Source organism: Corynebacterium sp. Marseille-Q4381 (assembly GCF_036881695.1).
In the GTDB taxonomy this organism is placed as follows: domain Bacteria; phylum Actinomycetota; class Actinomycetes; order Mycobacteriales; family Mycobacteriaceae; genus Corynebacterium.
Map to the genome: position 1 here is coordinate 20,261 of NZ_JBAJNR010000013.1, position 25,093 is coordinate 45,353.

Below are 25,093 nucleotides of genomic sequence, written 5' to 3' on the forward strand. Positions count from 1 at the left end.
GGCCAACTAAGCGCCCGTACCCAACTCGATGCCGAGACCGGGCACCGAGTTGATCAGGTTCTGGGTATACGGGTCCTGCGGGTTGCCGAAGATGTCGTCCGCGGTTCCCTGCTCCACGGCTACCCCCTGGCGCATGACCACCACATCGTCGGCGGTCTGGCGCACGACGGCGAGGTCGTGGGTGATGAAGAGGTAGGACAGGTCCAACTCATCCTGCAGCTGCGCGAGCAAGGTGATGATCTGGTTCTGCACGAGCACGTCGAGGGCGGAGACCGCCTCGTCGAGCACGACAACCTCGGGGTCGAGCGCCAGCGCACGCGCAATCGCGATGCGCTGGCGCTGGCCGCCGGAGAGCTCGTTCGGGTAGCGGCGCATCGCCGAGCGCGGCATCTGCACCATGTCGAGCAGCTCGGCGACCCGCGCCTGGCGCTCCTTGCGCCCGCCGATGTTGTGCAGCGCCAGCGGTTCCTCGATGCACTTGTACACCGAGTACATCGGGTCCAGGGATCCATATGGGTTTTGGAACACGACCTGCATTTTGCGCCGCATAGCAAACAACTCTTTGCCGGTGAGCTGGGCGGTGTCCTTGCCCTCGAACAGCACGCGGCCGCTGGTGGGCTCAAGCAGGCGCAACACCATGTTCGCAACGGTGGACTTGCCCGAGCCGGACTCCCCCACCAGCGCCAACGTGGTGCCACGGCGCAGAGAAAAGCTGACGTTGTCGACGGCGCGCAGCACCTTCTTGTCGCCCTTCTGCCCGCGCACGTCGAACTCCTTGACCAAGTTCTCCACGCGCACAACCTCGCCGCCGCCGCGGCGCCCGGCGGTAAGTTCGGAGCTTTCCAGCCCCTTCTCCTTCGCGGACTGAATGCGCGCGGACGCGAGCGACGGCGCCGCGGCGACAAGCCGATTGGTGTAGGGGTGCTGCGGGTTGCGCAGGATCTGCAGGCTGGGTCCGCGCTCCACAATGCGGCCGCGGTGCATCACCACCAGGAAATCGGCGCGTTCCGCCGCCAAACCCAAATCGTGGGTGATGAACAGCAGCGACGTCCCGAGCTCCGAGGTGAGCTTTTCCAGGTGGTCGAGGATCTTCTTCTGCACCGTCACGTCAAGCGCAGAGGTGGGCTCGTCCGCGATCAGAAGCTTCGGGCGCGCGGCGAGACCGATGGCGATCAACGCGCGCTGGCGCATGCCGCCGGAGAACTCGTGAGGGTACTGCTTCGCGCGGCGCTGCGCGTCGGGCAGACCCGCTTCCTCGAGCAGCTCCACCACGCGCGCTTCGCGCTCGCTTCCCGGCACGACGTTGTTGGCCTTTAGCGATTCCTCGATCTGCGTGCCAATGCGCCACACCGGGTTTAAGTTGCTCATCGGGTCCTGCGGCACCAGCCCGATCTCAGAGCCGCGGATCTCCTGCCACTGGCGGTCGTCCAGGTTGGTCAGGTCTTTGCCGTTGAAGGTGATGGTGCCGCCGGTAATCTTGCCGCTGCCGGGCAAAAGCCCCAGCATCGACATTGCGGCGGTGGATTTACCGGAGCCGGATTCGCCGACGATGGCGACCGACTGGCCCGGGTAGATAGTCAGGTCGAAGTCGCGCACCGCGTCGACGACCCCGGTGGTCGAATCGAACGTGATCTTTAGGTCGTTGACTTCTAACAGCGGCTGGGTCATCGCTTCCTCGCCTTCGGATCGAGGGCATCGCGCACCACGTCGCCCATCATGATGAAACTCAAAACGGTCAGTGCCAGCGCGATCGCCGGGTAGAACAGCACCATCGGCTGGGTGCGCAGCGACGCTTGCGCGCTCGAGATGTCGCCTCCCCAGGACACGACGGACGTCGGCAAGCCAATGCCCAAGAAGGACAGGGTGGCCTCCGCGACGATGAACGTGCCGAGCGCAACCGTCGCGTAGACGATGATCGGTGCGGCAGCGTTCGGCAGGATGTGGGAGAAGAGGATCTTGCTATTCGACGCCCCGAGCGCCCGAGCAGCCGCCACATACTCCTCATTCTTCACTCCGAGGACCGCGCCGCGCGTGATGCGGGCGATCTGTGTCCAGCCGAACATCGAAAGCGCGATCACCACCATCCAGATGGAGCGGCGGTTCTGGAACATGGACATCACCACGATGGCGGCCAGCACAAGCGGCACCGCGAAGAAGATGTCGGTCAGGCGCGACAGTAGGGTGTCCCAGATACCGCCGTAAAAGCCGGCGATCGCGCCGATAAGGGTGCCGAGCAGCGTGACCACGATCGTGGTCAGCACACCGACGGTGACGGAGGCGCGGGCGCCGTAGATTGTGCGCGCGTAGATGTCGCACCCCTGCCGGTCGAAGCCGAACGGGTGGCCCGGCGCCGGCCCGTCGAGCGAACGCGACAGGATGCACTCGCGCGGGTCGGTCGAGGTAAACAGCTGCGGGAACACAGCCATGGCGACGGCGAGCAGGATCAGGGCGGAGGAGATCCAGAAAAGGGGGCGGCGCCGCAAGTAGCGCCACGCCTCGCCCCACTGGCTGGACGGCGCCCGGTCGTCCGGCACCGCGTCGACGGCACCTAACCCGGTCTCATCGGTCGCGGCGACGAAGTAGTCCTGGCCGGGCAGCACGCGATCGGCCGCCGCGGCGGTGTTGAAATCGTTGTTACGCATAGCGGATCCTCGGGTCTAGTACGGCGTAGAGCAGGTCAACGAGCAGGTTGGCCACGATGTAGACGATGACGAGCACGGTAGTGAACGACACGACCGTGGCGGGCTCGCCCTTGATAATCGCCTGGTAGATCGTGCCGCCGACACCGTTGATGCCGAAGATGCCCTCGGTGACAATCGCGCCGCCCATCAGCGCGCCGAGGTCGGCGCCGAGGAACGTCACGACGGGGATCATCGAGTTGCGCAGCACGTGGCGGCGCATGACCTGGCCGTTGCTCAAGCCCTTGGCGCGCGCGGTGCGCACGTAGTCGGCGCGCAGGTTCTCGCTCACGGACTGGCGCGTCAGCCGCACGACGTAGGCAAACGACAACGCGCCCAACACAACCGCCGGCATCAAAAGCGCCTCGAACGTTTCGTTGCGGCCCACGGTGACGGGGAGCAAGCCCCACTTCACGCCGACGACGTACTGCAGGACGAAACCGATGACGAAGCTGGGCACGGCGATGACGAACAGGGAAACAACCAGCACGGTGGAGTCGAAGATGCCGCCGCGGCGCACGCCGGCGATCACACCGAAGATGACGCCGAAGACCGCCTCGAACACTAGCGCCATCAAAGCGAGTTTGATCGTGACCGGGAACGCCTGCGCCATCACGGAACGAACCGGCTGGCCGGAGAAGGTGGTGCCGAAGTCCAGCGTAAAAATGCCCTTGATGTAGAGCAGGTACTGAACGATAAACGGCTTGTCCAGGTTGTACTCCGCGGTGATGCGCTCGCGGGCGGCGTCGCTTAAGCCGCGGTCGCCGCCGAGTGCCTCTACCGGGTCACCGGGCATGAGGAAGACGAGCGCGTAGAGCAAAAACGTGGCCCCGAAGAAGACGGGGATCATCTGCAGTAAGCGTCGTCCGATGTAGCGCCACATATCTTGCTAGCTACCTTTCAATCGGTGTGAACGTGAGAAACCAAGGGTAAAACCCACACCCGGGCAAGCAAGTTACCGGGATGTGGGTTCTCATTGGTTAGAAACGCCGCGTATCTACTTCTTGGTGATGTTGTGGTAGACCGGCACCTGCTTCCACGAGAACGCCACGTTATCCACGTTCTCCGAGTAGCCGCCGGTGACGTTGGCGTACCACAGCGGGATGGCGGGCAGGTCCTGCAGCAGGATCTCTTGCACGTCGTTGTACTTGGCGTTCGCAGCGTCGACGTCAGCAGCGTTCGCGGCTTCCTTCAGCAGGCGGTCGACCTCCGGGTTGGAGTAGTCGCCGTCGTTGGAACCAGCGCCGGTGCCGTACAGCGGGCCGAGGAAGTTACCCAACGACGGGTAGTCAGCCTGCCAACCGGTGCGGAACGCGCCCTCGATGTTGCGGTTGGTCACGTCGTCGCGCAGGGACTTGAAGTCCGGGTACGCGTTGCCCTCGGCGTCGATGCCGAGCGTGTTCTTGATCGAGTTGGCCACCGCGTCGACCCACGCCTGGTGGCCAGCGTCAGCGTTGTAGGAGATGGTAAAGGTGCCAGACCACGGGCTGATCTTGTCGGCCTCAGCCCACAGGCGCTTCGCCTCGTCGGCGTCGTAGTTGAGCACCTCGGCACCTGGGAGGTTGTCCGAGTGGCCCGGGATCACCGGCGAAGTGAAGTCGGTCGCCGGGGTGCGCGTGCTGTCGAAGATCGTCGCGGTGATCTCGTCGCGGTTGATCGCGCGCGAGATCGCGGCGCGGCGCAGCTTGCCCTCCTCGCCGCCGAAGTGCTCCACGCTCTCCGGGATGGTGAAAGACTGGAAGACGGCTGCCGGCTGGTTCACAGCGCGCTCGCCCAGCTCAGATTCGAAGGTGGTGAACGCGGAGTCCGGAATGGCGTCGGTGACGTCCAGGTTGCCTGCAAGCAGGTCGGCGTACGCCGCGTCGTCTTGGGCGTAGAAGACGAAGTTCACGCCGTCGTTCTGGGGGGTGCGCTCGCCGTCGTACTCCTCGTTCGGCACCACGATGGCGTCCTGGTTGTGGTTCCACTCGGCCAGCTTGTACGGGCCGTTGCCAAGCGGGGACTCGCCGTAGGCGGCGAGATCGTCGAACGCGGACTCGTGCATCGGGTAGAAGGCGGCGTAGCCCAGGCGCGTCGGGAAGTCGGCCTCCGGCTGCGCAAGTTCGATGGTGAAGGTCTGGTCGTCGATGACCTCGAGGCCCTCGAGCGGCTTGCCCTCCTCGTAGCCCTTGATCGGCTCGAAGAAGTAGGCGCCCAGCATCGCGTCCTCGACGACGCGGTTCCAGGTGTTGACGAAGTCGTTGGCGGTGACCGGGGTGCCGTCGGACCAGGTGATGTCGTCGCGCAGCGTGACCTTGTACGTGGTGTCGCCCTCGGCCTCGATGGACTTCGCCATCTCGTTGTGGATCTCGCCGTCCTCGTCGTAGTAGACGAGGCCGGAGTAGAGCAGGTCGACGATGTTGCCGCCGCCGACTTCGTTGGTGTTGCCCGGGATCAGCGGGTTTTGCGGTTCACTGCCCTTAGCGGTGATGTAGTTGCCGCCGCCGGCGCTGTCGCCGCCGCCTGCGGAACTGTCAGAGCTGCAGCTCGCCGCAGCAAATGTCATTGCGCTGGCGGCGAGGACGGCCACCACTTTCTTGACGCTCATTGTGCTTCTCCTTCGTCCGACGACAGGTTTGGAACGCCTGTCACACTGCTGGGGGATTTCTAGATTCAATCACAAAAGCAACTGGGTTTGTACCAAAGGGGTCGTTTTTCGTTCCAATTTCGTTTACCTCCAGTTCATCGGCGCGTTCTCAAAGGGTGCACCAACAGCTGCTAAGTTCGAATCACAATTTCGCTTTTCGGAAAGGTTTCTCATGCCCGGTGGCTTGCTAGCACTGCTTGACGACGTGGCCTTGATCGCCCGCACCGCCGCCGCCTCGGTGGACGACGTCGCAGCTATGACCGCGAAGACCTCGATGAAGGCCGCGGGCGTGGTGATCGACGACGCGGCGGTGACCCCGCAGTACGTCTCCAACGTCACCCCGGCGCGCGAGCTGCCGATGATCTGGAAGATCACCAAGGGAAGCCTGCGTAACAAGTTGCTCATCATCTTGCCCATTGCGCTGCTGCTCAACGCCGTTGCGCCCTGGGCGCTGGTGCCGATCCTGATGATCGGCGGCAGCTACCTGTGTTTCGAGGGCGCAGAGAAGATCTGGCACAAATTCACCACCGATTCCGAAACCCAGCAGGAACAGGCGGTGAACAAGACACCGCAGGATGAGGACTCGCTGGTCAAAAGCGCGATCATGACAGATCTCATCTTGAGCGCGGAGATCATGATCATCTCGCTCGACGAGGTCTCGGACCAGCCCATCTGGATGGAGGCCGCCGTGCTGATCGCCGTCGGCATCTTCATCACGATCGCGGTGTACGGCGCCGTGGCGCTGTTAGTGAAGATCGACGACATCGGCCGCGGCATGATCGAGCGCGGCAACGCGCCGAAGACGGGCCGCGCTCTGGTCAAGGGCATGCCGCACGTGTTGAACTTGATCGGCATTATCGGCACGGTGGCAATGCTGTGGGTCGGCGGCCACCTCATTATCCGCGGCCTGAACGAAGTTTTCGGCTGGCACTGGCCGCACGACATCCTCGAGCGCGGCGCTGAAGCCGTGGGCGGCGGCGCGGCCGGCTGGTTCGTCGACACCGCAGGTTCGCTCGTCGCCGGGCTGATCACCGGCTTCATCATCCTCGGCATCGTCTCGCTTCTCCGCGGCGCCCGTTCCGGGGAGAAGGCAGCCCAGTCGTAATGGCTGCGCGCCTCTACCCGCTGGCGCCGTCGGTATGGGGCGCCGCCCTACAGCTGCCGGTGCGCGACGTGGTGCAGGCAGCGCTGTTTTCTGAGTTCGCCGCCCACCCCGGCACCGCGTTCGTCCCCGTCCACCTGCAAGCGGAGCCGCTGAGCGGCGGGTGGAAAGTCAGGCACGCGAATGGCGCGGCGCTTGGCACGCTGCCGGCGAGGGAGCGCGAGCGCTTCGAGGACCTGCGCCGCGTTGAGGCGTCGCTGCTCATGCCGGTAACGCTTGCCGAGGTGTACCTGAGCCCGGAGACCGGCCGCTTCGAGGTCAACGTGCTGCTGCCGCCGCCGGAGCTGATCGTGCCGCGAAACGACGCCCCACCCACCGCCGTCGTCCTGCAGCCCGGCGACATGCTGGTCGTCGACACCTCGAGGGGCGAGTTCAGCGCCGAAGAACTCGCCGTGCGCTCCCCCGGCCAGTGGCTCGTCGCGCTGCACCCGATCGGCGGCGCGGTGGCCGCCACCTTGGGCGGCAAGGTGCTCGGCGGCGTCGAGTGGGAGGGCGATCCAACAGAGCTCGTTGGCGACGGCCAAAGCGAGGTGTACGCCCGCGCGGTGGTGCTCGACGGGATGGCGGCGCTCGACGTCGCACCAGAACTCCCGGCGGCCCACGTGCCCGCGCTGAAGGTGCCGGATCCGCGCCCCGTCACGCCGTGGGAGCTCACCGACTTCCCCGACGGGACGTGGGCGGTGACCGTGCTCCGCCAATACTCGGTCGACGAGGCCGACACGCTGCGCCCCGCGCACACGTCGCGCTACGTCTCGCTTTCCGGTGAGGACCGGCCAGACGACGTGGCGGCGCCGACGGAGATGTTCCACACCGTGGACCTGCCGGAACCTGAGCGGAAACGCGCTACCCCCATCGCGTCCGTGCAGACCGCGGCGGAAGTAAAGGACGTGGAGGCGGCGGGTGAGTTTTTGACGGAGGTTGAGAAGGTGAGGTTGCGTCGTCAAGCAAGGCTCTCGCGCCGCGGCGGGCGGCACCGCAAGTAGAACTTCCGTACCCTGGGGCCTATGAGCAACGATCATGGACCCAACCCGTACATCGTCAACATCGAAGAGGCCACGCTTTCCAACGAGGCGTTCCGCGACACCCTGTGGACCGGGAAGAACCTCCAGCTGACCGTCATGACCATCCCGGCCGGCGGCGAAATCGGCGCCGAGATCCACGACGGCCACGACCAGTTCCTCCGCCTCGAGGAGGGCGAGCTGCGCGCGAAGATCGGCCCGAGCGAAGACGATCTCGAGATCGACCAGGTCATCGGCGCTGACTGGGCGGCGTTCGTGCCCAGCGGCAAGTTCCACAACTTCGTCAACGAGTCCGACGCCCCGGCGAAGCTGTACTCCATCTACGCCCCTGCCGAGCACGAGCCGGGCACGCGCCACGAGACGAAGGCTGACGCCGACAACGACCCGCACGAGGACGCTGGCCTGTAACCGCTAGCGCAACACCCTTGAGTTGCCGTCAACGCGCCGGGTCACACCGCGCGCGTCGAGCAGCTCAAGCAGGGGGATGGCCACTCGCCTGGTCGTCCCCCATTTTTTGCGCGCGTCAGAGGCGGAAAACGGCTGATCGAGATCGGTGAGCATGGCAGCGGCTTTCGACGGGGCGTCGCCAAGCAGCACGACACCGTCTGCGATCCGCACGATGGCACCGGCGCGCTCCGCCGCGGCCAGCTCTCCTGGCCCCACGCCCCACGCCTCCAAGTCGCGGGCTTCCGGCGCCGCGAACGGGTCGCGCTCTAGGTGCGCTTTCAGCTTTTGCATCCCCGGGCCGAGATCCACCGCGCGTCCGCTGGAAATCACGTCGGTGACGGTCAGCTTCGCCGCCGCGGCGGCGAGCGGCAGCAGCTTGGCGTCAGGGAGCTTCAGCTTGTCGACGCCCTCCTTCAACCCCAACCCCGCCGACAGCGGATTCGCCTCCTCGTGCTCCGCGACAGCTCGCAGCAGCTCGTCCTTCCACTGCATGACCTGGCCCGCGCGGATCCAGTAACCGGCGAACGCGACCGAACCGGCCGGTGGCGCCTCCCCCACCGCGAAACCGAGGCGGGCGAGGTCCGCGGGTGCGACGGCGACGCGGCGGGCGATCTCGCGGTCGATATCGGGCAGCCCCGCGAGCTCCTCGGCGCGCCGGGCGGCGTCGCCGCGGCGGGTAAACGCGGGCGGGTCGACGTCGACGACTTCGGCGCTGGCGAGGATGTGCTGCTCGCCGGAGCCGCGCAGCACCACGCGGTCGCCGATGGTCAGCGGCAGCGGGCGCTCGAATGTGAGGCGGACAAAGTCGTCGCCGAGGGTGCGGACCGCGCACGGGACTGACGCGGTGCCCACGTGGGCTACGGCTTCGCGGGAGATGGTGGAGGTGGTGGTGGGGTTGAAGGTGGCGTCGATAAGCGTGGTGCTCCACCACGCACCTGGGGTGAGAAGCGCGTCGCCGCGGCCGATGCGGGCGGCGTCGATGCCGCGCAAGTTGAGCGCGACCCGGCGGGCGGGTGCGGCGGCGTCGATGGGGGTGTCTTCGGACTGGATGCTGCGGACGGTGACCTCGCGGTCTCCGAGCGCGAGCGTGTCGCCGGGGCGGATCGTGCCGGCGGTGAGCGTACCGGTGACCACGGTGCCGGCGCCTTTGACGGTGAACGAGCGGTCGACCCAGAAGCGCACGCGGGCGCCCGGGTCGGGCTCGGACGCGGCGGTGAGCACGTCGGCGAGGGTGGATTGGAGCTCGGCGATCCCCTCCCCCGTCTTCGCCGAGACCTCGACAACCGGCCAGTCTGCGCAGGTGGTGGCGGAAGTCTTGGCGGCGATCTGCGCGCGGACCTCGGCGCGGCGGGCGGCGTCGGCGTTGTCGGCGCGGCTCATCGCGATCACGCCGGTGGTGATGCCGAACGCGTCGATCGCCGCGAGGTGGTCCGCTGACTGCTCCTTGAATCCCTCGTCGGCGGCGACGACGAAAAGCACCGCGGGTGCCGGGCCCACGCCTGCGAGCATGTTTGCGATAAAGCGCTCGTGGCCGGGGACGTCGACAAACGCCACATCAATGGGGCCGGAGGAGGCGTCGAACGAAGCCCACACGAAACCGAGGTCGATGGTCAGCCCCCGCTTGACCTCCTCCTCCCAGCGGTCCGGCTCCATGCCGGTGAGCCGCTTGACCAGTGTGGACTTGCCATGGTCCACATGCCCCGCGGTGGCGACGACGAAGGTTTTCTGGCTCATCGGCGCACCCGCTCGATTGCGTCGGCGAGCTCCTGGTCGCGCTCTGGCGGCACGCAACGCATGTCGATCAGGAGGTGGCCGTCGTGCACGCGTCCGAGCACCGCGGGTGTGCCGCGGCGCAGCGGGGCGGCGAGCGCCTCGTCCAAACGCACCGCGAAGCCGGGCAGCGGGTGGCCGGGGGCTCCCCCGCCGCCGACACGCCCGTCGTGGGCAACCACGTCGCCGCCGACACGCGCGGCCAGCGCCTCCGCCCTGCGTTTCAGCTCCGCGGGGTCGGCGTGCAGGTAGGCGTACGTGGGGTTGTCGGCTGCGCGCAGCGTTGCCTCGAGCGCCGCGAGGCGCACCTTATCTATCCGCACGGCTCGCGCGAGCGGGTGCGTGCGCATAGCCGCGATCGCGTCTGCACGCCCCAGCACCACGCCCGCCTGCGGCCCGCCAAGCAGCTTGTCGCCGGAGAACAGCACGACGTCGGCGCCGGCTTCGAGCGCGGTGGTGGCGTCCGGCTCGTCCGGAAGCAGCGGGTCGGGGCGCAAGAGGCCGGAGCCGGTGTCGACGATGAGGGTCTGGCCGTGAGCGTCCGCGATCGCGCGCAGCTGCGGCACCGGCACGCTCGCGGTGAAGCCCTCCACGCGGTAGTTCGAGGGGTGGACTTTCAATATCGCGGCGGCGTCGGCGGCGCGCTCGTAATCGACAGCGTGGGTGCGGTTGGTCGCGCCCACTTCCACAAGCTCGACGCGCGCCGACTCGATGAGCTCGGGCAACCGGAACCCGGCGCCGATCTCGATCAGCTCGCCGCGGGAGATGACCACCTTGCCGCCCTCGGCAAACGCGGCAGCGGCGAGCAAGAGCGCGGCCGCGCCGTTGTTCACCACGAGCGCGTCCTCAGCTGCCGGGCACGCCTCGAGCAGCGCGGCGGTAGCCTCTTTACCCCGCTCGCGCGAGCGCACGCCAGCGTGCAAGTCCATTTCCACGTCGACGTACCCGGCGGCGGCGCGCATGGCCTCGACGGCGCCGGAAGACAGCGGTGCGCGACCAATGTTGGTGTGCACCACCACCCCCGTGGCGTTGAGCACAGGGGTCAACGCCGTGGCGCCCGCGGCAAGGGAGGCGAGGAACACGTCTTTGACGTCGTCCGGGGCGATCTCGCCGCGGCGGGCTGCGTCCTGCGCCGCGCGCGCTTTGGCTTTGAGTGTGGGCTGGGAGAGGTTCAACGGGGCGTCGGCAAGCAGCAACAGCTCATCGGTCCGAGGGATGCTGCGGCGCGGGTCCATGAAAGCCTCCTTCAAGCACAAGTGGCGGAGACGGACAGGAATCGAACCTGCCAAGCCGAGATGCTCGACTTCACCAGTTTTGAAGACTGGGGCGCCCACCAGGACACGTACGCCTCCGCCGCGAAACGCTACCATGACGGCCTATGGATACCATTCGTTTGACCCAGTTTGCCGCAGGCGGCGGTTGCGCCTGCAAGATTCCCCCAGGTGAGCTCGAGGATGCTGTGCAAGGCTTGGTTGGCTTCACCGACCCAAACGTGATTGTGGGCTTGGACGACGGCGACGACGCTGCCGCGATCCGCGTGCGCGACGACCTCGCCGTGATCTCCACCGCGGACTTCTTCACCCCCGTCGTCGACGACGCGTACACGTGGGGCAAGATCGCCGCGGTCAACGCGCTCAGCGACGTCTACGCCATGGGCGGCACCCCGATCACCGCGATCAACCTGCTCGGGTGGCCGCGCGACGTGCTGCCGCAGGAGCTCATCCGCGAGGTTTTGCGCGGCGGGCTCGACGCCGCGACCGAGGCCGGCATCTCCGTGACAGGCGGGCACTCTATCTCGGCGCCGGAGCCGATCTACGGCATGGCCGCAACGGGCACCGCGGATCCCGCTCGCCTGATGCGCAACGACGCCGCCGAAGCGGGCCTGCCGATCACCCTGACCAAGCCCATCGGTTCCGGCCTTCTGAACAACCGCCACAAGGCCACCGGCGACTGGTTCGACGGGGCGGTCGAGGTGATGACCACACTCAACCGCGACGCGTCCGAGAAGGCCGTCGCCGCTGGCGCGAAGGCTGCCACCGACGTCACCGGCTTCGGGCTGCTCGGCCACCTGTACAAGATGTGCCGCGCGTCCGGCGTCGACGCGGTGGTGGATTTCAAGAGCATTCCGCTTATCGACGGCGCCCTAGACACCATCAAGGCCGGCTTCATCCCGGGCGGCTCGCGCCGCAACCTGGACTGGGTCCGTCCCAACGTCGACTCCGACCTCAGCGAGGAGGAGCTGCTCATCGCCGCCGACGCGCAGACCTCCGGCGGCCTTTTGGTAATCGGCGAGGTGCCGGGCTACCCCGTGATCGGCGAAACCGTCGCCGGCACGGGGCGCGTTAGCCTGCGGTAGTGATCGAATCCGCCACGTCGCCCGCTGCGCGGCGGGCGGCCAAGCGGTTGCGCTGCGGCTCGACTACGTACTTCGGGTCTTGCGTCGAGCGCTTACCCGCAGCCATGATGCCGAAACGGGTCAGGCAGGAGCCCGCCATCAGCGCGGCACCCGAAAGCGCCGCGATCACGCGGTTTCGCCCGCCGACCAGCGCGCCCACACCGCCGGCAACGACAAGCGCTTCCGCGGCGGAAAGCATGGTGCCCGCCTTGCCCTCCTTCATGGTCTCCGGCAGCGGTTCCGGCAGGTTGCGCTCCACGCGCTTCGACGCCGCGATGTCGCTTACCGCGCCGATCACCGCCAGCGCTCGAGCCGGCCCGTTGTTCTTGGTCGACGTGGTAATCAGCGCCGCACCAGAGGCAGCGGATGCCGCCGAGGAGGCGAACAGCGCGGGCAGGTCGTTGCGCGCCGCCTGCCACGTGGGCACGGAGGTGTCGCCTAAAAGCACCGCGGTGTAGACCGCAAGTGGGGCGCCCATCACGCCGGAGAACACGCCCATCGGGGTCGCCACCGCGTGCAGGGTGTCGCGCACGAACCCCGGTAGCGGGAGGACCTCGCCGGTGAGCTCGTCCACTTCCGCTGCCGCGGCGACTGCTGCGGAAGAGGAGAACGAACCTAAAATCCACGACCCCACCGACATCGGCGAGGACAGCTTGAACACGCGGAACATGTTCAGCAGCCGCTCTGGGCGGCCGAGATCGGCGACTAGGAAGAGCGAACCTACGGCGGAAGCGCCTGCCGCGGTGATGCGGGTGTTGCGCTGCAACTCCCGGTCACCGGTCGCACCTGCGCCAAGACCGAGGATCGCCGAGCCGCCGGCGACGCCGCCGAGGAAGAAATAGCCCGCGATCGGCCACTCCCACGGCGGGAACTTCACAATCGGGCGGCCGTAGTACGAGTCGTCCTTGGAGAAGTCCTCGAACTCGGCGCGCGGCACCATAAGCTCCTCGCCGCGGCGCACCTTGCGAGACGTGCCCTTGGGGCGCTGGCCCTTGGGCCGGCGTGGCTCCTCGGGCGGGCGGAATTGATCAAACTCTGCCACTTTCTAGCTCCTTCCTCCGATCGCGAACGCCGCTGCCGCGGCACCCACCAGGCCCGCTGCCGCGTACGCGGCGCGCTTGGCCATCTGCGGCAGGTTCGCGGTCGGCACTTCTGGGTCCGGCGGCAGGCCGTAGACCTCGGGGGCGTCGAGAAGCAAGAAAATGCTCCCGGTGCCGCCGACGCCGTCTTCGCTGTTGGCGCCGTAGAGGCGCGCTTCCGTCTGGCCCTGGGCATGCAGCTCCGCGACTCGCGCCTTGGCCGTGGCCAGCATCTCGTCGTAGGAGCCGTACTTAATCGAGGTGGTCGGGCACGTCTTCGCGCACGCCGGCCCCTCGCCGATCTCCATGCGGTCGAAGCACATCGTGCACTTTTGCGCCACGCCGACGTTCTTGATCGGCGCGACCTCGCCCGCGGTGAAGTCCTCGCCCACGCGCGGGGAGCGGTCGTTGCGTTTCTGCACGCCGCCGTCGCTGCGGCGCTCAATCACCCCGAACGGGCAGCCCGCCACGCACGTGCCACAGCCGTTGCACACGTCGTCTTGCACCACGACGGTGCCGTGTTCGGTGCGAAACAGCGCACCGGTCGGGCACACGTCCAGGCAGCCGGCGTTGGTGCAGTGTTTGCACACGTCCGACGACATCAGCCAGCGGAAGTCCGGCGTGTCAGCCGGCATGACCTTCTCCGGCTCCGGGGTCGCGTCGCGCACGTCCTGCGGACCCACGCCCGGCATGCCGAGCGAAATCAGCTGCGCACCCTCCTCGCGGGCGCGCTCGATGCGCTCCTGCGACTGCTCCACGAACGCGACGTGGCGCCACGTGTTCGCACCCAGCGAGCCCGTGTTGTCGTAGGACATGCCCGAGAACTCGTACCCGCCGTCCTGGGGGTTGCGGTTCCACTCCTTGCACGCCACCTCGCAGGCTTTGCAGCCGATACAGATCGAGGTGTCGGTGAAGAATGCTTTGCGCTCCGCCCGGTCGTAACCGACGTGGTAGGGCGCTTCGGTGATGCTGTTGGTTTTAGCCATTGGCCTGTGTTCCTAGCCTTCCCTCTCCGCCATGTTTTCCTTGGTGCTGTCCTTCTCCGCGGTGTTTTCGTCGTCGAGCCCAGCCGCGGCGGTGGCGTCGTGGTTGCCCAGCGTCGCACCGGTGTCCTCGGTCAGCCCGGCGCGCTTCTGGTACTCAGCCACAAGCGCGTCGCGCTCGGCCCCGCGCGGGCGGCGGCCCGGGCGGATATCGATCGCGGAAACCTTCGACGCCTGGATGTTCACGTTCGGGTCCAGCATGATGCCCAGCAGGTCGTTCGGCCCGTCGCCCTCTACCTCGGCGTAGTTGCCTTGGCCGTAGTGGAACGGCATGCCCACCTGCTCGTAGTCGTGGCCGCCAACGGTCAACGACTGGATGCGGTCCGTCACCAGCACGCGAGACTCGATGGCGCCGCGCGGCGAGATGATTGTCGCCCAGCCGCCGTGTTCCAACCCGACCTTCTCGGCCAGCTCCGGCGAGACCTCGCAGAACAGCTCCGGCTGCAGCTCCGCGAGGAACGGCAGCGTACGCGTCATAGCGCCGGAGGTGTACATCTCCGTCAACCGGTACGTGTTCAGCATGTACGGGTAGACAACACCCGCACCCTTCTCGCCGTAGTTAGGCGCCGAGAGGTTGTTCGGGCCGCGCATGACAATGCGCGACGGCGACTGCTGCTGCTTGTACAGGAAGTTCGGGAACGGCGACTCCTGCGGCTCGTAGTGCGTCGGCATCGGGCCGTCGACCATGCCGCGCGGCGCGAAGAGCCAACCTTTGCCGTCCGGCTGCATGATGAACGGGTCGTCGCCGGCGAGCGCCGCAGGCCCCACCGCGTCGCGGTCGGGCTTGAAGCCCGGCGCCTTGTCCACCGGGAAGTCCACCACGTCGTTGGACTCCCACTTCTCGGTGTCCTCGTTCCACCACACGAGCTTCTTGCGCTCCGACCAGGGCTTGCCGTCCGGGTCCGCGGACGCGCGGTTGTAGAGCACGCGGCGGTTCATCGGCCACGCCCAACCCCAGTCGAGCGCCATCTCGTCTTGTTCCTGACCAGGGCGCTTGTTGGCGGCGCGGTTGACGTCGCCCGCGAACACGCCGGAGTAAATCCAGCAGCCACAGGCGGTCGAGCCGTCGGCCTTCAGGTCGGCGAACTTGTCCACCAGCTCGCCCTTGCGCGGGCCGTCGAGGTAGTAGCCGTTGATCTCGCGCAACACGGACTCCGGGTCGATCTCGCCGTGCTCGTCCACCTCGTAGTCCCAGGTGATCTTCTGCAGCGGCAGGTCGCGCGGGTCGGTCGAGTCCTTGACTCGGTCCTTAATCCGCAGGCCGAGCTCGTAGAAGAACTGCAGATCGCTGTCCGCATCGCCCGGGGCTTCCTTCGCCTTAAAGCGCCACTGCAGCATGCGCTGGGTCTGGGTGAAGGTGCCTGCCTTCTCCACGTGGTTCGCGGCCGGGAGCAGGAAGACCTCGGTGTCGATCTCCTCGGTGACCAAGTCACCGGAGGCAATCTCGGGCGAGTCCTTCCAGAAGGTCGCGGTCTCGATCTCCTGGAAATCGCGGACAACGAGCCACTTCAGCTTCGCCAGCGCCATGCGCTGCATGCGGCCGTTGGACTGCGCCACAGCCGGGTTCTGCCCGAAGACGAAGTAGCCGTCGACCAAGCCCTGGTTCATCAGCTGCAGCGTGTGGTACGTCGAGTGCGCTCCCGTCAGCCGCGGCATAAGATCCATGCCCCAGTTGTTGTCCTCGGTGGCCGCGTCGCCCCAGTAGCTCTTCATCAGGCTGACGGCGTAGGTGTCGCCCTTCTGCCAGAAACCCTTCTGGTCGCGCTTGGACACCGTGTCCAAGTACTGGTCCCACGTCTGCACCTCCGCCTGCGGCATGGGCAGGTAGCCAGGCAGCAAGTGGAACAGGGTCGGCACGTCGGTCGAACCCTGGATGGATGCGTGGCCACGCAGCGCCATGATGCCGGAGCCGGGTCGGCCGACGTTGCCCATGAGCAGCTGCAGAATCGCGCAGGTGCGGATGAACTGCGCACCCATGGTGTGCTGCGTCCAACCCAGCGCGTACGCGAAGCAGGTGGTCTTCTCGCGGCCGGAGTTCTCCGCAATGGAGTTCGCCAAGTAGTAGAAGTCGTCCTGCGAAATGCCGCAGACCTTCTCCACCATCTCCGGCGTGTAGCGCGAGTAGTGGCGCTTCAAAATCTGGAACACGCAGCGCGGGTCCTGAAGCGTCTCATCCTTCTCCACGTCCCAAGACACTTCCGCGTCCCAGACCTTCTCCGGCTGCCACGAGGCGTTGTCGTACTTGCCGGTCTCCGGGTCATAGCCCGAAAACAGGCCCTCCAAGTCCTCCGTGTCGCGGAAGTCTTCGCTGATGATCGTCGACGCGTTAGTGAACGCCTTGACGTACTCCTCGAAGTACAGCTCGTTTTGCAGCACGTAGTTGATCACAGCACCGAGCAGCGCGATGTCGGAACCGCCGCGGATCGGGATGTGCTTGTGCGCGATTGCCGACGTCCTCGTGAACCTCGGGTCCACGTGAATAATCCGGGCACCGCGGTTCTTGGCTTCAACTACCCACTGGAACCCAACGGGGTGCGCTTCCGCCATGTTTGACCCTTGGATGACGATGCAGTCCGCATTCGCCATGTCCTGCAGCGGCTGGGTCGCGCCGCCGCGTCCAAACGAGGATCCCAAACTGGGAACCGTGGAGGAGTGTCATATACGCGCCTGATTTTCGATCTGTACCGCGCCCGAGGCGGTCCAGAGCTTCTTAATCAGGTAGTTCTCCTCGTTATCCATGGCGGCGCCGCCGAGGCCGGCGATACCCATGGTGCGACGGATGGGGTTGCCCTTCTCGTCGTAGTCCTGCCACCCGTTCTTGCGCGCTTCCATGAAGCGGTCGGTAATCATCTCGAGCGCGGTGTCGCGGTCGAGCTTCACCCACTCCGTGGCGCGCGGCGCGCGGTAGAGGATTTCGGTGAGACGGTTCGGCGCGTTCACAAGCTGCTCGGAGGCTGCGCCCTTCGGGCACAGGCGCCCGCGCGAGTGTGGCGAGTCCGGGTCACCCTCAATCTGGATGACCTTCTCGTCCTTGACGTACACCTTCTGGCCGCAGCCCACAGCGCAGTACGGGCAGACGCTCTTGACCACGCGGTCCGCGTCAGCAGTGCGCCCCTCCATCGCCTGTGTCTGAGCAGATTCGGTGTTCTCGCCACGCGCGAACACGTCTCCCCCGCGCAGCTGGCGCACGACTGGCCAGTTCAACGGACTAATTCGAGACATAGACCACACACTACCCCGCCGGTGACCAAAACACGGCACCAAGCACGTGCCCCCGCACGCCCCGCGTAAAGAATACGGGCGTGCGCCCCGGCTGTTTGCTAAGGTGAAAACGCTTAAAAGGACCCTCATTATTTCCTGCGAGGAAGTTACATCTCATGGCTCGCCGCCCCTTTTCCCGCGCCCTCATCGGCGCTGCAACCGTGTCTGCGTTAACCCTTGCGAGTGTGGCTGCACCGCCCGTGGGTGCCCAGGAAACCGAAAAGCCGGAGGTAACCTTCGACACCGCCGACCCGCAGGATGAGGCGGAAGCGATCGCGGAGGCCGCTACCGAGGAGGGTGCTCCGCTCAGCTACTTCGACAAGCGCACTGAACGTATCGCCCCCGCGATGGGTGCCCGCGCCCCGCGCAACGTCAGCCGGGATGTTTCGGTGCAGGTGATGGGCGACATCCTCGGCCGCTACTCGCAGCACGTCGGCTTCCGCTCCGGCGATCTGGGCATGATGGCCCCGATCAACGCCGACGGTGAGTTCGCCATGATCTTCGGCGACTCGTTCCGCGGCGACGGCGTGGGCAAGGGTGAGTGGATGAGCCCGGTCGGTGTCGTGGCGAAGCGCGACGCGAACGGCTACGTGGACATCCAGCGCCCGCTCAACCGCGGCGAGCGCGTTGAGCAGACCATCCCGTACTTGCGCGACGGCAACCTCACACTCATCCCGTCGGACATCATCAACATCGACGGCACGCTCTACCTGCAGGCGATGTGGACGCGCGGCCTGCACAACGTCCAGTACTCGCAGTTCTGGAAGTCGACCGACCAGGGAAAGACGTGGCAGCGCGCCGGTCACTACTACACGGGCATGAAGCACAAAACCAGCCGCAAGGGCCTCGACGAGATGCTGTCGTGGGAAATGGGCCCAGACGGCTACGTCTACATCGTCACCACGACGTTCGAACGAGACCACGCGGCACCGCTCTACCTCTTCCGCGCCGCCCCGGAAAACATCACCAACCGCAACGCGTGGGAAATGGTAAACCTCAACGACGGCACCTGGGTTGCCAGCGACGAGCCCGGCACCTCGATCTTGGAGAAGGACCGCTCGGGCCGGCCGGTACAGATCGGCGAAATGAACCTCCGCTACGTCGACGGCTACTGGGTGCTCGTCGCCTTTAACGAGGCAACCTTAAGCGTCGAGGTGCGCATTTCGGAAGAGATCGCGACCGACTGGAACCAAATCCCGGCGGTGACGATTGCGAAGAACGGCCCGTGGGGCAACGAGCAGACCCCGAACAACTGGTCGCAGCCGTACGGTGGTTACATCGTCCCAGGTTCGAGCATCAACGACATGGACATTGTGGTTTCGCAGTGGAACACGTCCACCAACAACCGTTACATGTCGACCCAGTTCAGCGTCCGCGGCCTGGAGACAGCCTTCGGGCTCGAGGGTTTTGATCGCGTCGCACCGCGCCAGTCCTTCGGCGAGAAGACGGTCCGCCCCGCACTGCCGGAGCCCGCGATCACGGCTCCGGCATCCTCCGCGGCCGCGCGCACCGCTGTGATCGTCCTCGGCGTGATCGCCACGCTCGGCACCCTCGCGGCTATTTCGTGGCCAGTACTGCGTCCGCTGTTGCCGCCGCAGGTACAGCACCTTCTGCCGTTCTAGTACCGGCTGTAATCGCGTAGCATCACTGCGGTGACCCGCACCGAAACGCCGCAGAAGCAGCAGTCGCCCTGGCCCGCGTTGTGGTCGATGATGCTGGGATTTTTCATGATCCTGGTCGACTCGACCATCGTCTCCGTGGCCATCCCCGCCATCACCGCGGGCCTTGGCGCCTCCTACAGCGAGGTCATCTGGGTCAATAGCGCCTACCTCTTGGCGTACGCCGTGCCGCTGCTCATCACCGGCCGCCTCGGCGACCGGTTCGGACCCAAAACCGTCTACCTCATCGGGTTGACCCTCTTCACGCTCGCCTCGTTGGCGTGCGGGTTGGCGTCCTCCGCCTCAGCGCTGATCGCGGCGCGCGCTGTGCAGGGCCTCGGCGGCGCACTGGTCACCCCGCAAACGATGTCGGTCATGCTGCGTACCTTCTCCCCTCAGCAACGCGGCAGCGCCATGGGAGTGTGGGGTGCCACCGCCGGCCTTGCCACGGTGACAGGTCCGCTGCTGGGCGGTGTGCTTGTCGACGCCCTCGGGTGGCCCTGGATCTTCTTCCTCAACGTCCCCGTCGGCGTCGTCGGTTTCCTGCTCGCTTACCGCAACGTGCCGCGGCTCGAACAAACCAACCGCCGCTTCGACTGGCCCGGGGTGCTGCTGAGCGCGGTCGGCATGTTCTGCCTGGTTTACGGCATCCAGGAGGCGCAGCGCTTCGACTGGGACTGGCGCGTCTGGGCGTTGCTTTCAGCAGGCTTGACGACGATGCTCCTCTTCATCGCCTGGCAATCACGCCGCGGCGACAACGCGCTCGTGCCGCTCGAGCTGTTCCGCAGCAAGAACTTCGCGCTCGCGGGGCTGACCATCGCCACCGTCGGTTTCGCGGTCTCCACCTTTGCGATTCCCTGGATGATCTACGTCCAGTCGGTGCAGGCGTATTCCCCCACCCGCGCAGCACTGCTCGTACTGCCCTCCGGGTTGGTTTCCCTCTTCCTCTCGCCCTACGTGGGCAAACTCACCAACACCCACGACCCGAAACCCTTCGCGATCGCGGGACTCACCCTTGCCGCCGCCTCGATCGGATGGACGGCCCTGCTCGCGGACCCGGCCGTCGACCCCCGCTGGATGTACCTCTCGTCCGTGCTCTACGGCGTCGCCAACTCCCTGATCTGGGGGCCGCTATCTATGGTCGCCACCCGAAATCTGGAGCGCCGACTCGCCGGCTCCGGGTCGTCGGTCTACAACACCATGCGCCAGATGGGCGCGGTCCTCGGTTCCGCGGCGATCGCCGCCGCCATGTCGTCGCAGTTGCAGAAGCAGCTCGGCGCTCAGGCTGGCGACAACCCCGCGGCGGCCGGCGCCGGGTTCAACGGCCCGCTGCCCGAGGCGCTCCACGAGCCCTTCGCCCAAGCCATGAGCAACGCCATCTGGGTGCCGTGCGCGGTGATTCTCGCAGGCGCAGCCCTGGCGTGCTTCTTCAACCGCACCGAATCCTGGAACTCGTGAGAAAACCGCGCGCGCCCAAACGCGTTATCGCCGGCACGTACCCGATCAACACCGGGACCGCGGCCATCCTGCCGGATCCGCTTCGCGACGGTGCGTTCACCCTCGAAGTCAACCGTGTCCCCTCTTCCTACGTCGTGCTGGATGCGCCCGAGGTGCTCCACTTCGACTACATGAGGTGGGTAGCGGGGTTCGTCGCTAAGCAAGCGCAACCTTTCACCGCCGTCCACCTTGGGGCAGCTGGGTGCGCACTGCCGTCCTACTTCGCTCACCGGTGGGACAGCTCGAACACCGCCGTCGAGATCGACGCAGGCCTAGCCAAGCTCGTGCGCTGGGCGTTTGACCCGCCTGTCGCGATCCGCGTCGCCGAGGCGCGCGCTTTCACCCACGCGATCCCCGCAGGCTCCGTCGACGTCATTGTGCGCGACGTGTTCGCCGGGCCCGCCGTCCCGCGACCTTTGACCACGGTCGAGTTCTTCCGCGCCGTCCGCGCAGCACTTGCCCCGGGCGGGGTGTACGCGGCGAACGTCGGCGACCGCGCCGGGCTGGCGCAAACGAGGCAGGAGCTCGCCGGCCTGAGCGAGGTGTTTTCCCACCTCGCAGTCGCCGGCCCCTCGGCGATGCTGGACGGGCGCGAGTACGGCAACCTGGTGATCGCGGCGTCTGATCGCCCGCTGTCGTTCGACGGCGAGGTGCCGTGCCGCGACGCGTCTTACCTTCTCGACGGCAGCGCGCGGCCCCGCCGGGACCACGACCACGGCTAGAACTCGAATTCGGTGCTAAGGCTCGGCTGGTAAAACGCAGCGCGCTCCACGTTGAGGTCGTTGAAGTGGGGGGAGGTGGCGCCAGCAAGCGCAGCAATATAGTCCGGGACCATGGCTTTCGGGATGCGCAACCCCATCGTCAGGTGAGGCACCCAGCGGTCTCCGCGGCCGTCCGGGTTCATCGAGCTCAACCTCCGCGCAGCTTGCTCCAGCTCCTCCGGTCCCTCCATCAGCCAGGCAATGGACTGCTTCGACTTCGTGCCGAAGACGACGACGCCGACGCGTCGGAACACGGCGGGCAGCAGCGGAGGCAGGACCACAGCCGCCTCCCCCACCACGCGCGAAGGCATTTTCGGCGCGAACGTAACGGAAATGTGCGGGCGCTGCTTCTGCGGCGGGAACCCTTGTTCCTCTAGAACCCGGTAAATCCCCCGAACCTCCTCCTCGTGGCTCGCCGAGAGCCGGAGGAGGATGTTTTCGGGGGATCGCTGCGACACCTAGAAACGAATACCAAACTGTGCGGCGAGCTGCACGATGGTGTCGATGTTGAACGCCAGAACGCCGAGCAGCGCGAACAGCGCCGCCAGCACCAGAGCGACGATCGAGCCGACCGAGCTACCCGCGGAACCCTGCGCCGGTGCGGGCTCGTTGGTGTTCGAGCGGACGGTGGAGGTCACGGTCGCGGTCGCGGTCTCGGTCTGCGTCTGGGTCACGGTCTGAGCCGGAGCGGCACCCTCGGTCACGGTCTGGGTGACGGTGACCGGAACTTCGCCCTTGGTCTCCGTGACCGTCTCAGTGACCTGGGTGGTCTCAGTCTCGGTCACGGTCACCGGAGCGGCCTGCTGGGTCACGGTCGAGGAGGCGGTAATGGTGGCCTGTGCGGTTTCAGTGACCTGCTGCGTCTCGGTCACCTTGGCGGTCTCGGTGACGGTCGACGGCTGCGCGGTTTCGGTCTGCGTCACCGTCGTCGGTTCGAGAGTGGTGGTAGTCGTCTCGGTCACTGTCGTGGGCTCGAGCGTCGTCGTGGCGGTGGTGGTCGCGACCACCGTCTCCGTGGTGGTCACCGTCGGCGTTGGCTCTTCGGAAGGCTGCGGGGTTTCCGTCGGCGTGTTTGTGCGGTGGTTCAGGGTCACCTCGTCAACGATCGAGTTGTCGTAGACGTTGTGGGTGCGCACCGTGAGTGCGTGCGGGGCGACCTCGATAACGGAGTAGTCCGGAGTGCGGTCCTGGTTCCACCACGCGATCGTCGGCTGGCCGAGGTCGCGCTCGCGGGCTTCCTCGATGGTCATGTCGCGGTGCTTCTTGCCGTTGCGGTCGGTGAAGTCGTAGAACTTGCCGCCGCCGGCGGTGGACAACGTCATGTACAACACGTCGCCCTCGGCCGGGTTCAGCACGTCGCCAGGTGCCGCAAGCTCGTCCGGGATTGTCGCCTCGGTGCCGTTAACCAAGTGCGAGCGGTTGTGCATGTGGTCGTGGCCGGAGAGCACGAGATCCACGCCCACCTCGGAGAAGACCGGGCCGAGGGTGTTGCGCATCGCCACGATCTCGCTGTTGTCGTAGCGGCCGCCGTGGGAGTACGGCGCGAAGTGGGTTGCGGCGATGATCCAGTCCTTGCCCTCGCCGTGCTCCTCGACTGCCTTGCGCACGAACGCGGCCTGGGTGTCAAGCCCCTTCTGGTCTTTGAGGTTGGAGTTCAAACCGATGACGAGGACGTTGTTGAACTCGAAATAGTAGTTGTGGTCGCCGTCGTCGTTCGGCAGGTTGAAGTGCTCGGCGAAGTGGGACTCACCAGCCGAGCTCGGGTAGGTCTCATGGTTGCCCTTGACCACGCCGGTGCGGTACGCGCGGATCTGCTCCGGCGAGAAGAACTCGTCGTACTGGTCCTCGGTGTTCAGCCAGCCGTTGACCTGGTCGCCCATCAGCATCAGGAACGAGGCGTCGCTGTAGTGGATGGTGGACGCGTTTGCTGCGTCCCGCCACTGTATGCCCTGCTGCGCGATCTCGTTGGCGACACCAATCTGCGCGTCAGCGAACGCGAGGAAGCGCCAATCGCCCTCGGCGGCGTCGGTGACGAAACGGTGCACGCCGGACCAGCCGCCCTCGTCAGAGCCCACCTGGTACAGGTACGAGGTGGACGGCTCGAGACCGGTCACGACCGCGGTCAGCGAACGGTAGCCAATGGCGCCCTTGTCCCTGTCGTTGGCCTTCACCACGGTTACCTGATCAGGCTCGATCTCCTTGGCGATGCGGACATACTCGGCGCCCCTGAAGTTCGAACGCCACGTCATGTTCGCCTGGGAGGCGTCGGCGCCGATGCCTGTAATGGCGCGGAAGGTCGGGTTGAAGGTGTCCGCGGACGCGGGAGCCGGGACGGCGGCAAACGTCAGGGCTGCGACGACGGCAACCGACGTCGCGCGGGTGGAAAAGCGGCGAGGGACGATAGCGATGGACACGGGGAATCCTCCGGGAATCGAGCCAGGTAAGACTTTGGCAGCAGTAATGACCACGTCATCCCACCACAACAAGGTAACGCCAAGGTTGCTAACAGTTGCCGGGAAGGTTACGTTTCCCCGCCCGCGCTAGGATGGTGCACATGAAAAACGATCCCGCAAAGCCCGGCTACACCACTGACGGTTCGGCCAACAAGCCCGTCGACCACGACGACGACCAGTTCGCGCAGGACTCCGGCTCCGCGCTCGGTTACGGCGAGGAAGCCAGCGACGATGTTGAAGAAGCGCAGATCGTCTACGACGAGTCCGTCGAGGACGAGGGCGACCACCCGACGCTTAAGGACTAAACCTCCCAGCGCGTTAGATTTCCCAGCGCACCTCGGCGGGCGACTTGTCGTCGCGCCACCCCCGCCAGCTTGCTTGGCGGACTTTTCCGCCAGCAGTTTTACTGGCTAACCGCACCTCGGCGACGCGCTTCGGCGTCACCCAGAACACCCCGTCGCGGTCCTCTTTCGGGACCTCCACCGGCGGGGTTTTGCGTTGCATGCGCCGAAGTTCGCGCTCTATCGCCGAGAACTCCTTGCCGCTGAAGCCGGTGCCGACGCGCCCGGCGTAGCGCAGCTCGCCTTCCTCATCCGGCACGGCCACGAGCAAGCTTTTACCTTCGCGCACACCAATGACCACGACTTCTTGGTGCAGGTCGCGCTTCACTTTGAGCCACGCGCTTGAACGGCCAGGCTCGTAGTACGAGCTGGTGCGCTTGGCCACCACGCCTTCCAGACCCATCTCGCCTGCAACCTTCCAGGCGGAGGCGAAGCTGCCGCGAAACACTGGTGGCACGGCGACGGTGGTGTTGTTGCCGGTGGCGTCGGCAAGCTTCTCCAGCTCAGCGCGGCGCACTTTCCACGGCACGGCGGTGAGGTCGCGCTCGCCGATGCGCAGCAGGTCAAACGCCATGTAGCGGAGGTTCGCCTCCGTCTCCCCGTTGCGGTCGGCGTTGTGCAGCAGCGAGAAATCGGGCACGCCGTCTGAATTGAGGGCGATGAGTTCGCCGTCGAAGGTGGCGTCGTCAAGCATGAGCTCTATCTGGGGAAACAAGTGCGTGTATTCCTTGCCGCCTCGGCTGATTAACCGGACGCCGCTGGGGGTGGCGTCGGCGAGGATGCGGTAGCCGTCCCATTTCATCTCGAAGGCGTACTCGACCCCGTCTTTCATCGCGAGTTTGATGTCGGCTTCGGTGGCGGCGGTGGCGAGCATCGGGGTGGGCAGGTCGGCGGGTTCGGCGG

The 25,093-nt window shown here is 66.3% G+C and carries 20 protein-coding genes and 1 tRNA gene; 8 read left to right on the plus strand and 13 right to left on the minus strand.

The annotated features are described in order from the left end of the window. Positions 1–6: 6 nt before the first annotated feature. The 4 genes from V6D40_RS10100 to V6D40_RS10115 form a co-directional block, all read right to left on the minus strand. A complete protein-coding gene (locus V6D40_RS10100) occupies positions 7–1,668 on the minus strand; it encodes an ABC transporter ATP-binding protein (protein WP_334290236.1) in 1,662 nt (553 codons plus the stop codon). Then, on the minus strand, positions 1,665–2,642 hold the full coding sequence (locus V6D40_RS10105) for an ABC transporter permease (RefSeq protein ID WP_334290237.1): 978 nt from the start codon (positions 2,640–2,642) through the stop codon (positions 1,665–1,667). The genes V6D40_RS10100 and V6D40_RS10105 overlap by 4 nt, the downstream gene beginning before the upstream one ends. Continuing rightward, on the minus strand, positions 2,635–3,561 hold the full coding sequence (locus tag V6D40_RS10110) for an ABC transporter permease (protein ID WP_334290238.1): 927 nt from the start codon (positions 3,559–3,561) through the stop codon (positions 2,635–2,637). Before V6D40_RS10110 ends, V6D40_RS10105 begins: the two co-directional genes overlap by 8 nt. 114 nt (positions 3,562–3,675) lie before the next feature. Further along, positions 3,676–5,265, minus strand: coding sequence for a peptide ABC transporter substrate-binding protein (locus V6D40_RS10115; RefSeq protein WP_334290239.1), 1,590 nt, complete (start codon positions 5,263–5,265; stop codon positions 3,676–3,678). Positions 5,266–5,476: 211 nt separating this feature from the next. On the opposite strand from V6D40_RS10115, the gene V6D40_RS10120 reads away from it, so the two are divergent. Genes V6D40_RS10120 through V6D40_RS10130 form a run of 3 tightly spaced genes read left to right on the plus strand, consistent with a single transcriptional unit; the run spans position 5,477 to position 7,893 of the window. Further along, positions 5,477–6,409, plus strand: a complete 933-nt coding sequence (locus V6D40_RS10120; RefSeq protein WP_334290240.1) for a DUF808 domain-containing protein — start codon at positions 5,477–5,479, stop codon at positions 6,407–6,409. Further along, on the plus strand, positions 6,409–7,449 hold the full coding sequence (locus tag V6D40_RS10125) for a hypothetical protein (RefSeq protein ID WP_334290241.1): 1,041 nt from the start codon (positions 6,409–6,411) through the stop codon (positions 7,447–7,449). Before V6D40_RS10120 ends, V6D40_RS10125 begins: the two co-directional genes overlap by 1 nt. Positions 7,450–7,470: 21 nt before the next feature. After that, positions 7,471–7,893 (plus strand): cupin domain-containing protein, encoded by a 423-nt coding sequence (locus tag V6D40_RS10130; protein WP_334290242.1) that lies wholly within the window; start codon positions 7,471–7,473, stop codon positions 7,891–7,893. A gap of 3 nt (positions 7,894–7,896) precedes the next feature. Here V6D40_RS10130 and selB read toward each other — a convergent pair whose 3' ends face one another. The 3 genes from selB to V6D40_RS10145 all read right to left on the minus strand — a co-directional run bounded on the left by selB (position 7,897) and on the right by V6D40_RS10145 (position 11,054). After that, positions 7,897–9,666, minus strand: a complete 1,770-nt coding sequence (gene selB / locus V6D40_RS10135; RefSeq protein WP_334290243.1) for a selenocysteine-specific translation elongation factor — start codon at positions 9,664–9,666, stop codon at positions 7,897–7,899. Beyond that, entirely contained in the window at positions 9,663–10,937 is a 1,275-nt protein-coding gene (selA, locus tag V6D40_RS10140) for an L-seryl-tRNA(Sec) selenium transferase (RefSeq protein WP_334290244.1), read from the minus strand. Before selA ends, selB begins: the two co-directional genes overlap by 4 nt. A gap of 22 nt (positions 10,938–10,959) precedes the next feature. Beyond that, a tRNA-Sec gene (locus V6D40_RS10145) sits at positions 10,960–11,054 on the minus strand. A gap of 26 nt (positions 11,055–11,080) precedes the next feature. Here V6D40_RS10145 and selD point away from each other — a divergent pair. Further along, complete coding sequence (gene selD, locus V6D40_RS10150; RefSeq protein ID WP_334290245.1) at positions 11,081–12,058, plus strand: selenide, water dikinase SelD; 978 nt, start codon at positions 11,081–11,083, stop codon at positions 12,056–12,058. Here the strand turns inward: selD and nrfD are convergent. Genes nrfD through fdnG form a run of 3 tightly spaced genes read right to left on the minus strand, consistent with a single transcriptional unit; the run spans position 12,045 to position 17,441 of the window. Next, positions 12,045–13,139: an NrfD/PsrC family molybdoenzyme membrane anchor subunit gene (nrfD, locus tag V6D40_RS10155; protein WP_334290246.1), complete on the minus strand. Its 1,095-nt coding sequence runs from the start codon at positions 13,137–13,139 to the stop codon at positions 12,045–12,047. The genes selD and nrfD overlap by 14 nt on opposite strands. Before the next feature lie 3 nt (positions 13,140–13,142). Continuing rightward, entirely contained in the window at positions 13,143–14,162 is a 1,020-nt protein-coding gene (locus tag V6D40_RS10160) for a 4Fe-4S dicluster domain-containing protein (protein ID WP_334290247.1), read from the minus strand. A gap of 12 nt (positions 14,163–14,174) precedes the next feature. Continuing rightward, positions 14,175–17,441, minus strand: a complete 3,267-nt coding sequence (gene fdnG, locus V6D40_RS10165) for a formate dehydrogenase-N subunit alpha (protein WP_334290248.1) — start codon at positions 17,439–17,441, stop codon at positions 14,175–14,177. A gap of 224 nt (positions 17,442–17,665) precedes the next feature. Between fdnG and V6D40_RS10170 the strand changes: the two genes are divergently transcribed. Genes V6D40_RS10170 through V6D40_RS10180 form a run of 3 tightly spaced genes read left to right on the plus strand, consistent with a single transcriptional unit; the run spans position 17,666 to position 21,357 of the window. After that, positions 17,666–19,102 carry a DUF4185 domain-containing protein gene (locus V6D40_RS10170; RefSeq protein ID WP_334290249.1) on the plus strand — a complete coding sequence of 479 codons (1,437 nt, stop codon included), beginning with the start codon at positions 17,666–17,668 and terminating at the stop codon, positions 19,100–19,102. 30 nt (positions 19,103–19,132) lie between these two features. Next, on the plus strand, positions 19,133–20,596 hold the full coding sequence (locus V6D40_RS10175) for a DHA2 family efflux MFS transporter permease subunit (protein WP_334290250.1): 1,464 nt from the start codon (positions 19,133–19,135) through the stop codon (positions 20,594–20,596). Beyond that, a complete protein-coding gene (locus V6D40_RS10180; protein WP_334290251.1) occupies positions 20,593–21,357 on the plus strand; it encodes a spermidine synthase in 765 nt (254 codons plus the stop codon). The genes V6D40_RS10175 and V6D40_RS10180 overlap by 4 nt, the downstream gene beginning before the upstream one ends. Here the strand turns inward: V6D40_RS10180 and V6D40_RS10185 are convergent. Together V6D40_RS10185 and V6D40_RS10190 are read right to left on the minus strand one after the other, a co-directional pair. After that, positions 21,354–21,854 carry a 2'-5' RNA ligase gene (locus V6D40_RS10185; protein ID WP_334290252.1) on the minus strand — a complete coding sequence of 167 codons (501 nt, stop codon included), beginning with the start codon at positions 21,852–21,854 and terminating at the stop codon, positions 21,354–21,356. The two genes, V6D40_RS10180 and V6D40_RS10185, sit on opposite strands and share 4 nt — an antisense overlap. Then, positions 21,855–23,810 (minus strand): FN3 domain-containing metallophosphoesterase family protein, encoded by a 1,956-nt coding sequence (locus V6D40_RS10190; protein WP_334290253.1) that lies wholly within the window; start codon positions 23,808–23,810, stop codon positions 21,855–21,857. It abuts the gene before it with no gap. Between the two features lie 140 nt (positions 23,811–23,950). Here V6D40_RS10190 and V6D40_RS10195 point away from each other — a divergent pair, with 140 nt between their 5' ends. Next, positions 23,951–24,154 (plus strand): hypothetical protein, encoded by a 204-nt coding sequence (locus tag V6D40_RS10195; RefSeq protein WP_334290254.1) that lies wholly within the window; start codon positions 23,951–23,953, stop codon positions 24,152–24,154. Between the two features lie 13 nt (positions 24,155–24,167). Here V6D40_RS10195 and ligD read toward each other — a convergent pair. Beyond that, a partial coding sequence (ligD, locus tag V6D40_RS10200; RefSeq protein ID WP_334290255.1) for a non-homologous end-joining DNA ligase occupies positions 24,168–25,093 on the minus strand: 926 nt, incomplete at its 5' end.

Bases quoted from the DNA above. Each gene is read 5' to 3' on its own strand.
- selD (WP_334290245.1), top strand. From the start codon at position 11,081: ATGGATACCATTCGTTTGACCCAGTTTGCCGCAGGCGGCGGTTGCGCC.
- V6D40_RS10100 (WP_334290236.1), bottom strand. From the start codon at position 1,668: ATGACCCAGCCGCTGTTAGAAGTCAACGACCTAAAGATCACGTTCGAT.
- V6D40_RS10130 (WP_334290242.1), top strand. From the start codon at position 7,471: ATGAGCAACGATCATGGACCCAACCCGTACATCGTCAACATCGAAGAG.
- V6D40_RS10120 (WP_334290240.1), top strand. From the start codon at position 5,477: ATGCCCGGTGGCTTGCTAGCACTGCTTGACGACGTGGCCTTGATCGCC.
- V6D40_RS10160 (WP_334290247.1), bottom strand. From the start codon at position 14,162: ATGGCTAAAACCAACAGCATCACCGAAGCGCCCTACCACGTCGGTTAC.
- V6D40_RS10125 (WP_334290241.1), top strand. From the start codon at position 6,409: ATGGCTGCGCGCCTCTACCCGCTGGCGCCGTCGGTATGGGGCGCCGCC.
- selA (WP_334290244.1), bottom strand. From the start codon at position 10,937: ATGGACCCGCGCCGCAGCATCCCTCGGACCGATGAGCTGTTGCTGCTT.
- V6D40_RS10105 (WP_334290237.1), bottom strand. From the start codon at position 2,642: ATGCGTAACAACGATTTCAACACCGCCGCGGCGGCCGATCGCGTGCTG.
- selB (WP_334290243.1), bottom strand. From the start codon at position 9,666: ATGAGCCAGAAAACCTTCGTCGTCGCCACCGCGGGGCATGTGGACCAT.
- V6D40_RS10195 (WP_334290254.1), top strand. From the start codon at position 23,951: ATGAAAAACGATCCCGCAAAGCCCGGCTACACCACTGACGGTTCGGCC.
- V6D40_RS10110 (WP_334290238.1), bottom strand. From the start codon at position 3,561: ATGTGGCGCTACATCGGACGACGCTTACTGCAGATGATCCCCGTCTTC.
- V6D40_RS10115 (WP_334290239.1), bottom strand. From the start codon at position 5,265: ATGAGCGTCAAGAAAGTGGTGGCCGTCCTCGCCGCCAGCGCAATGACA.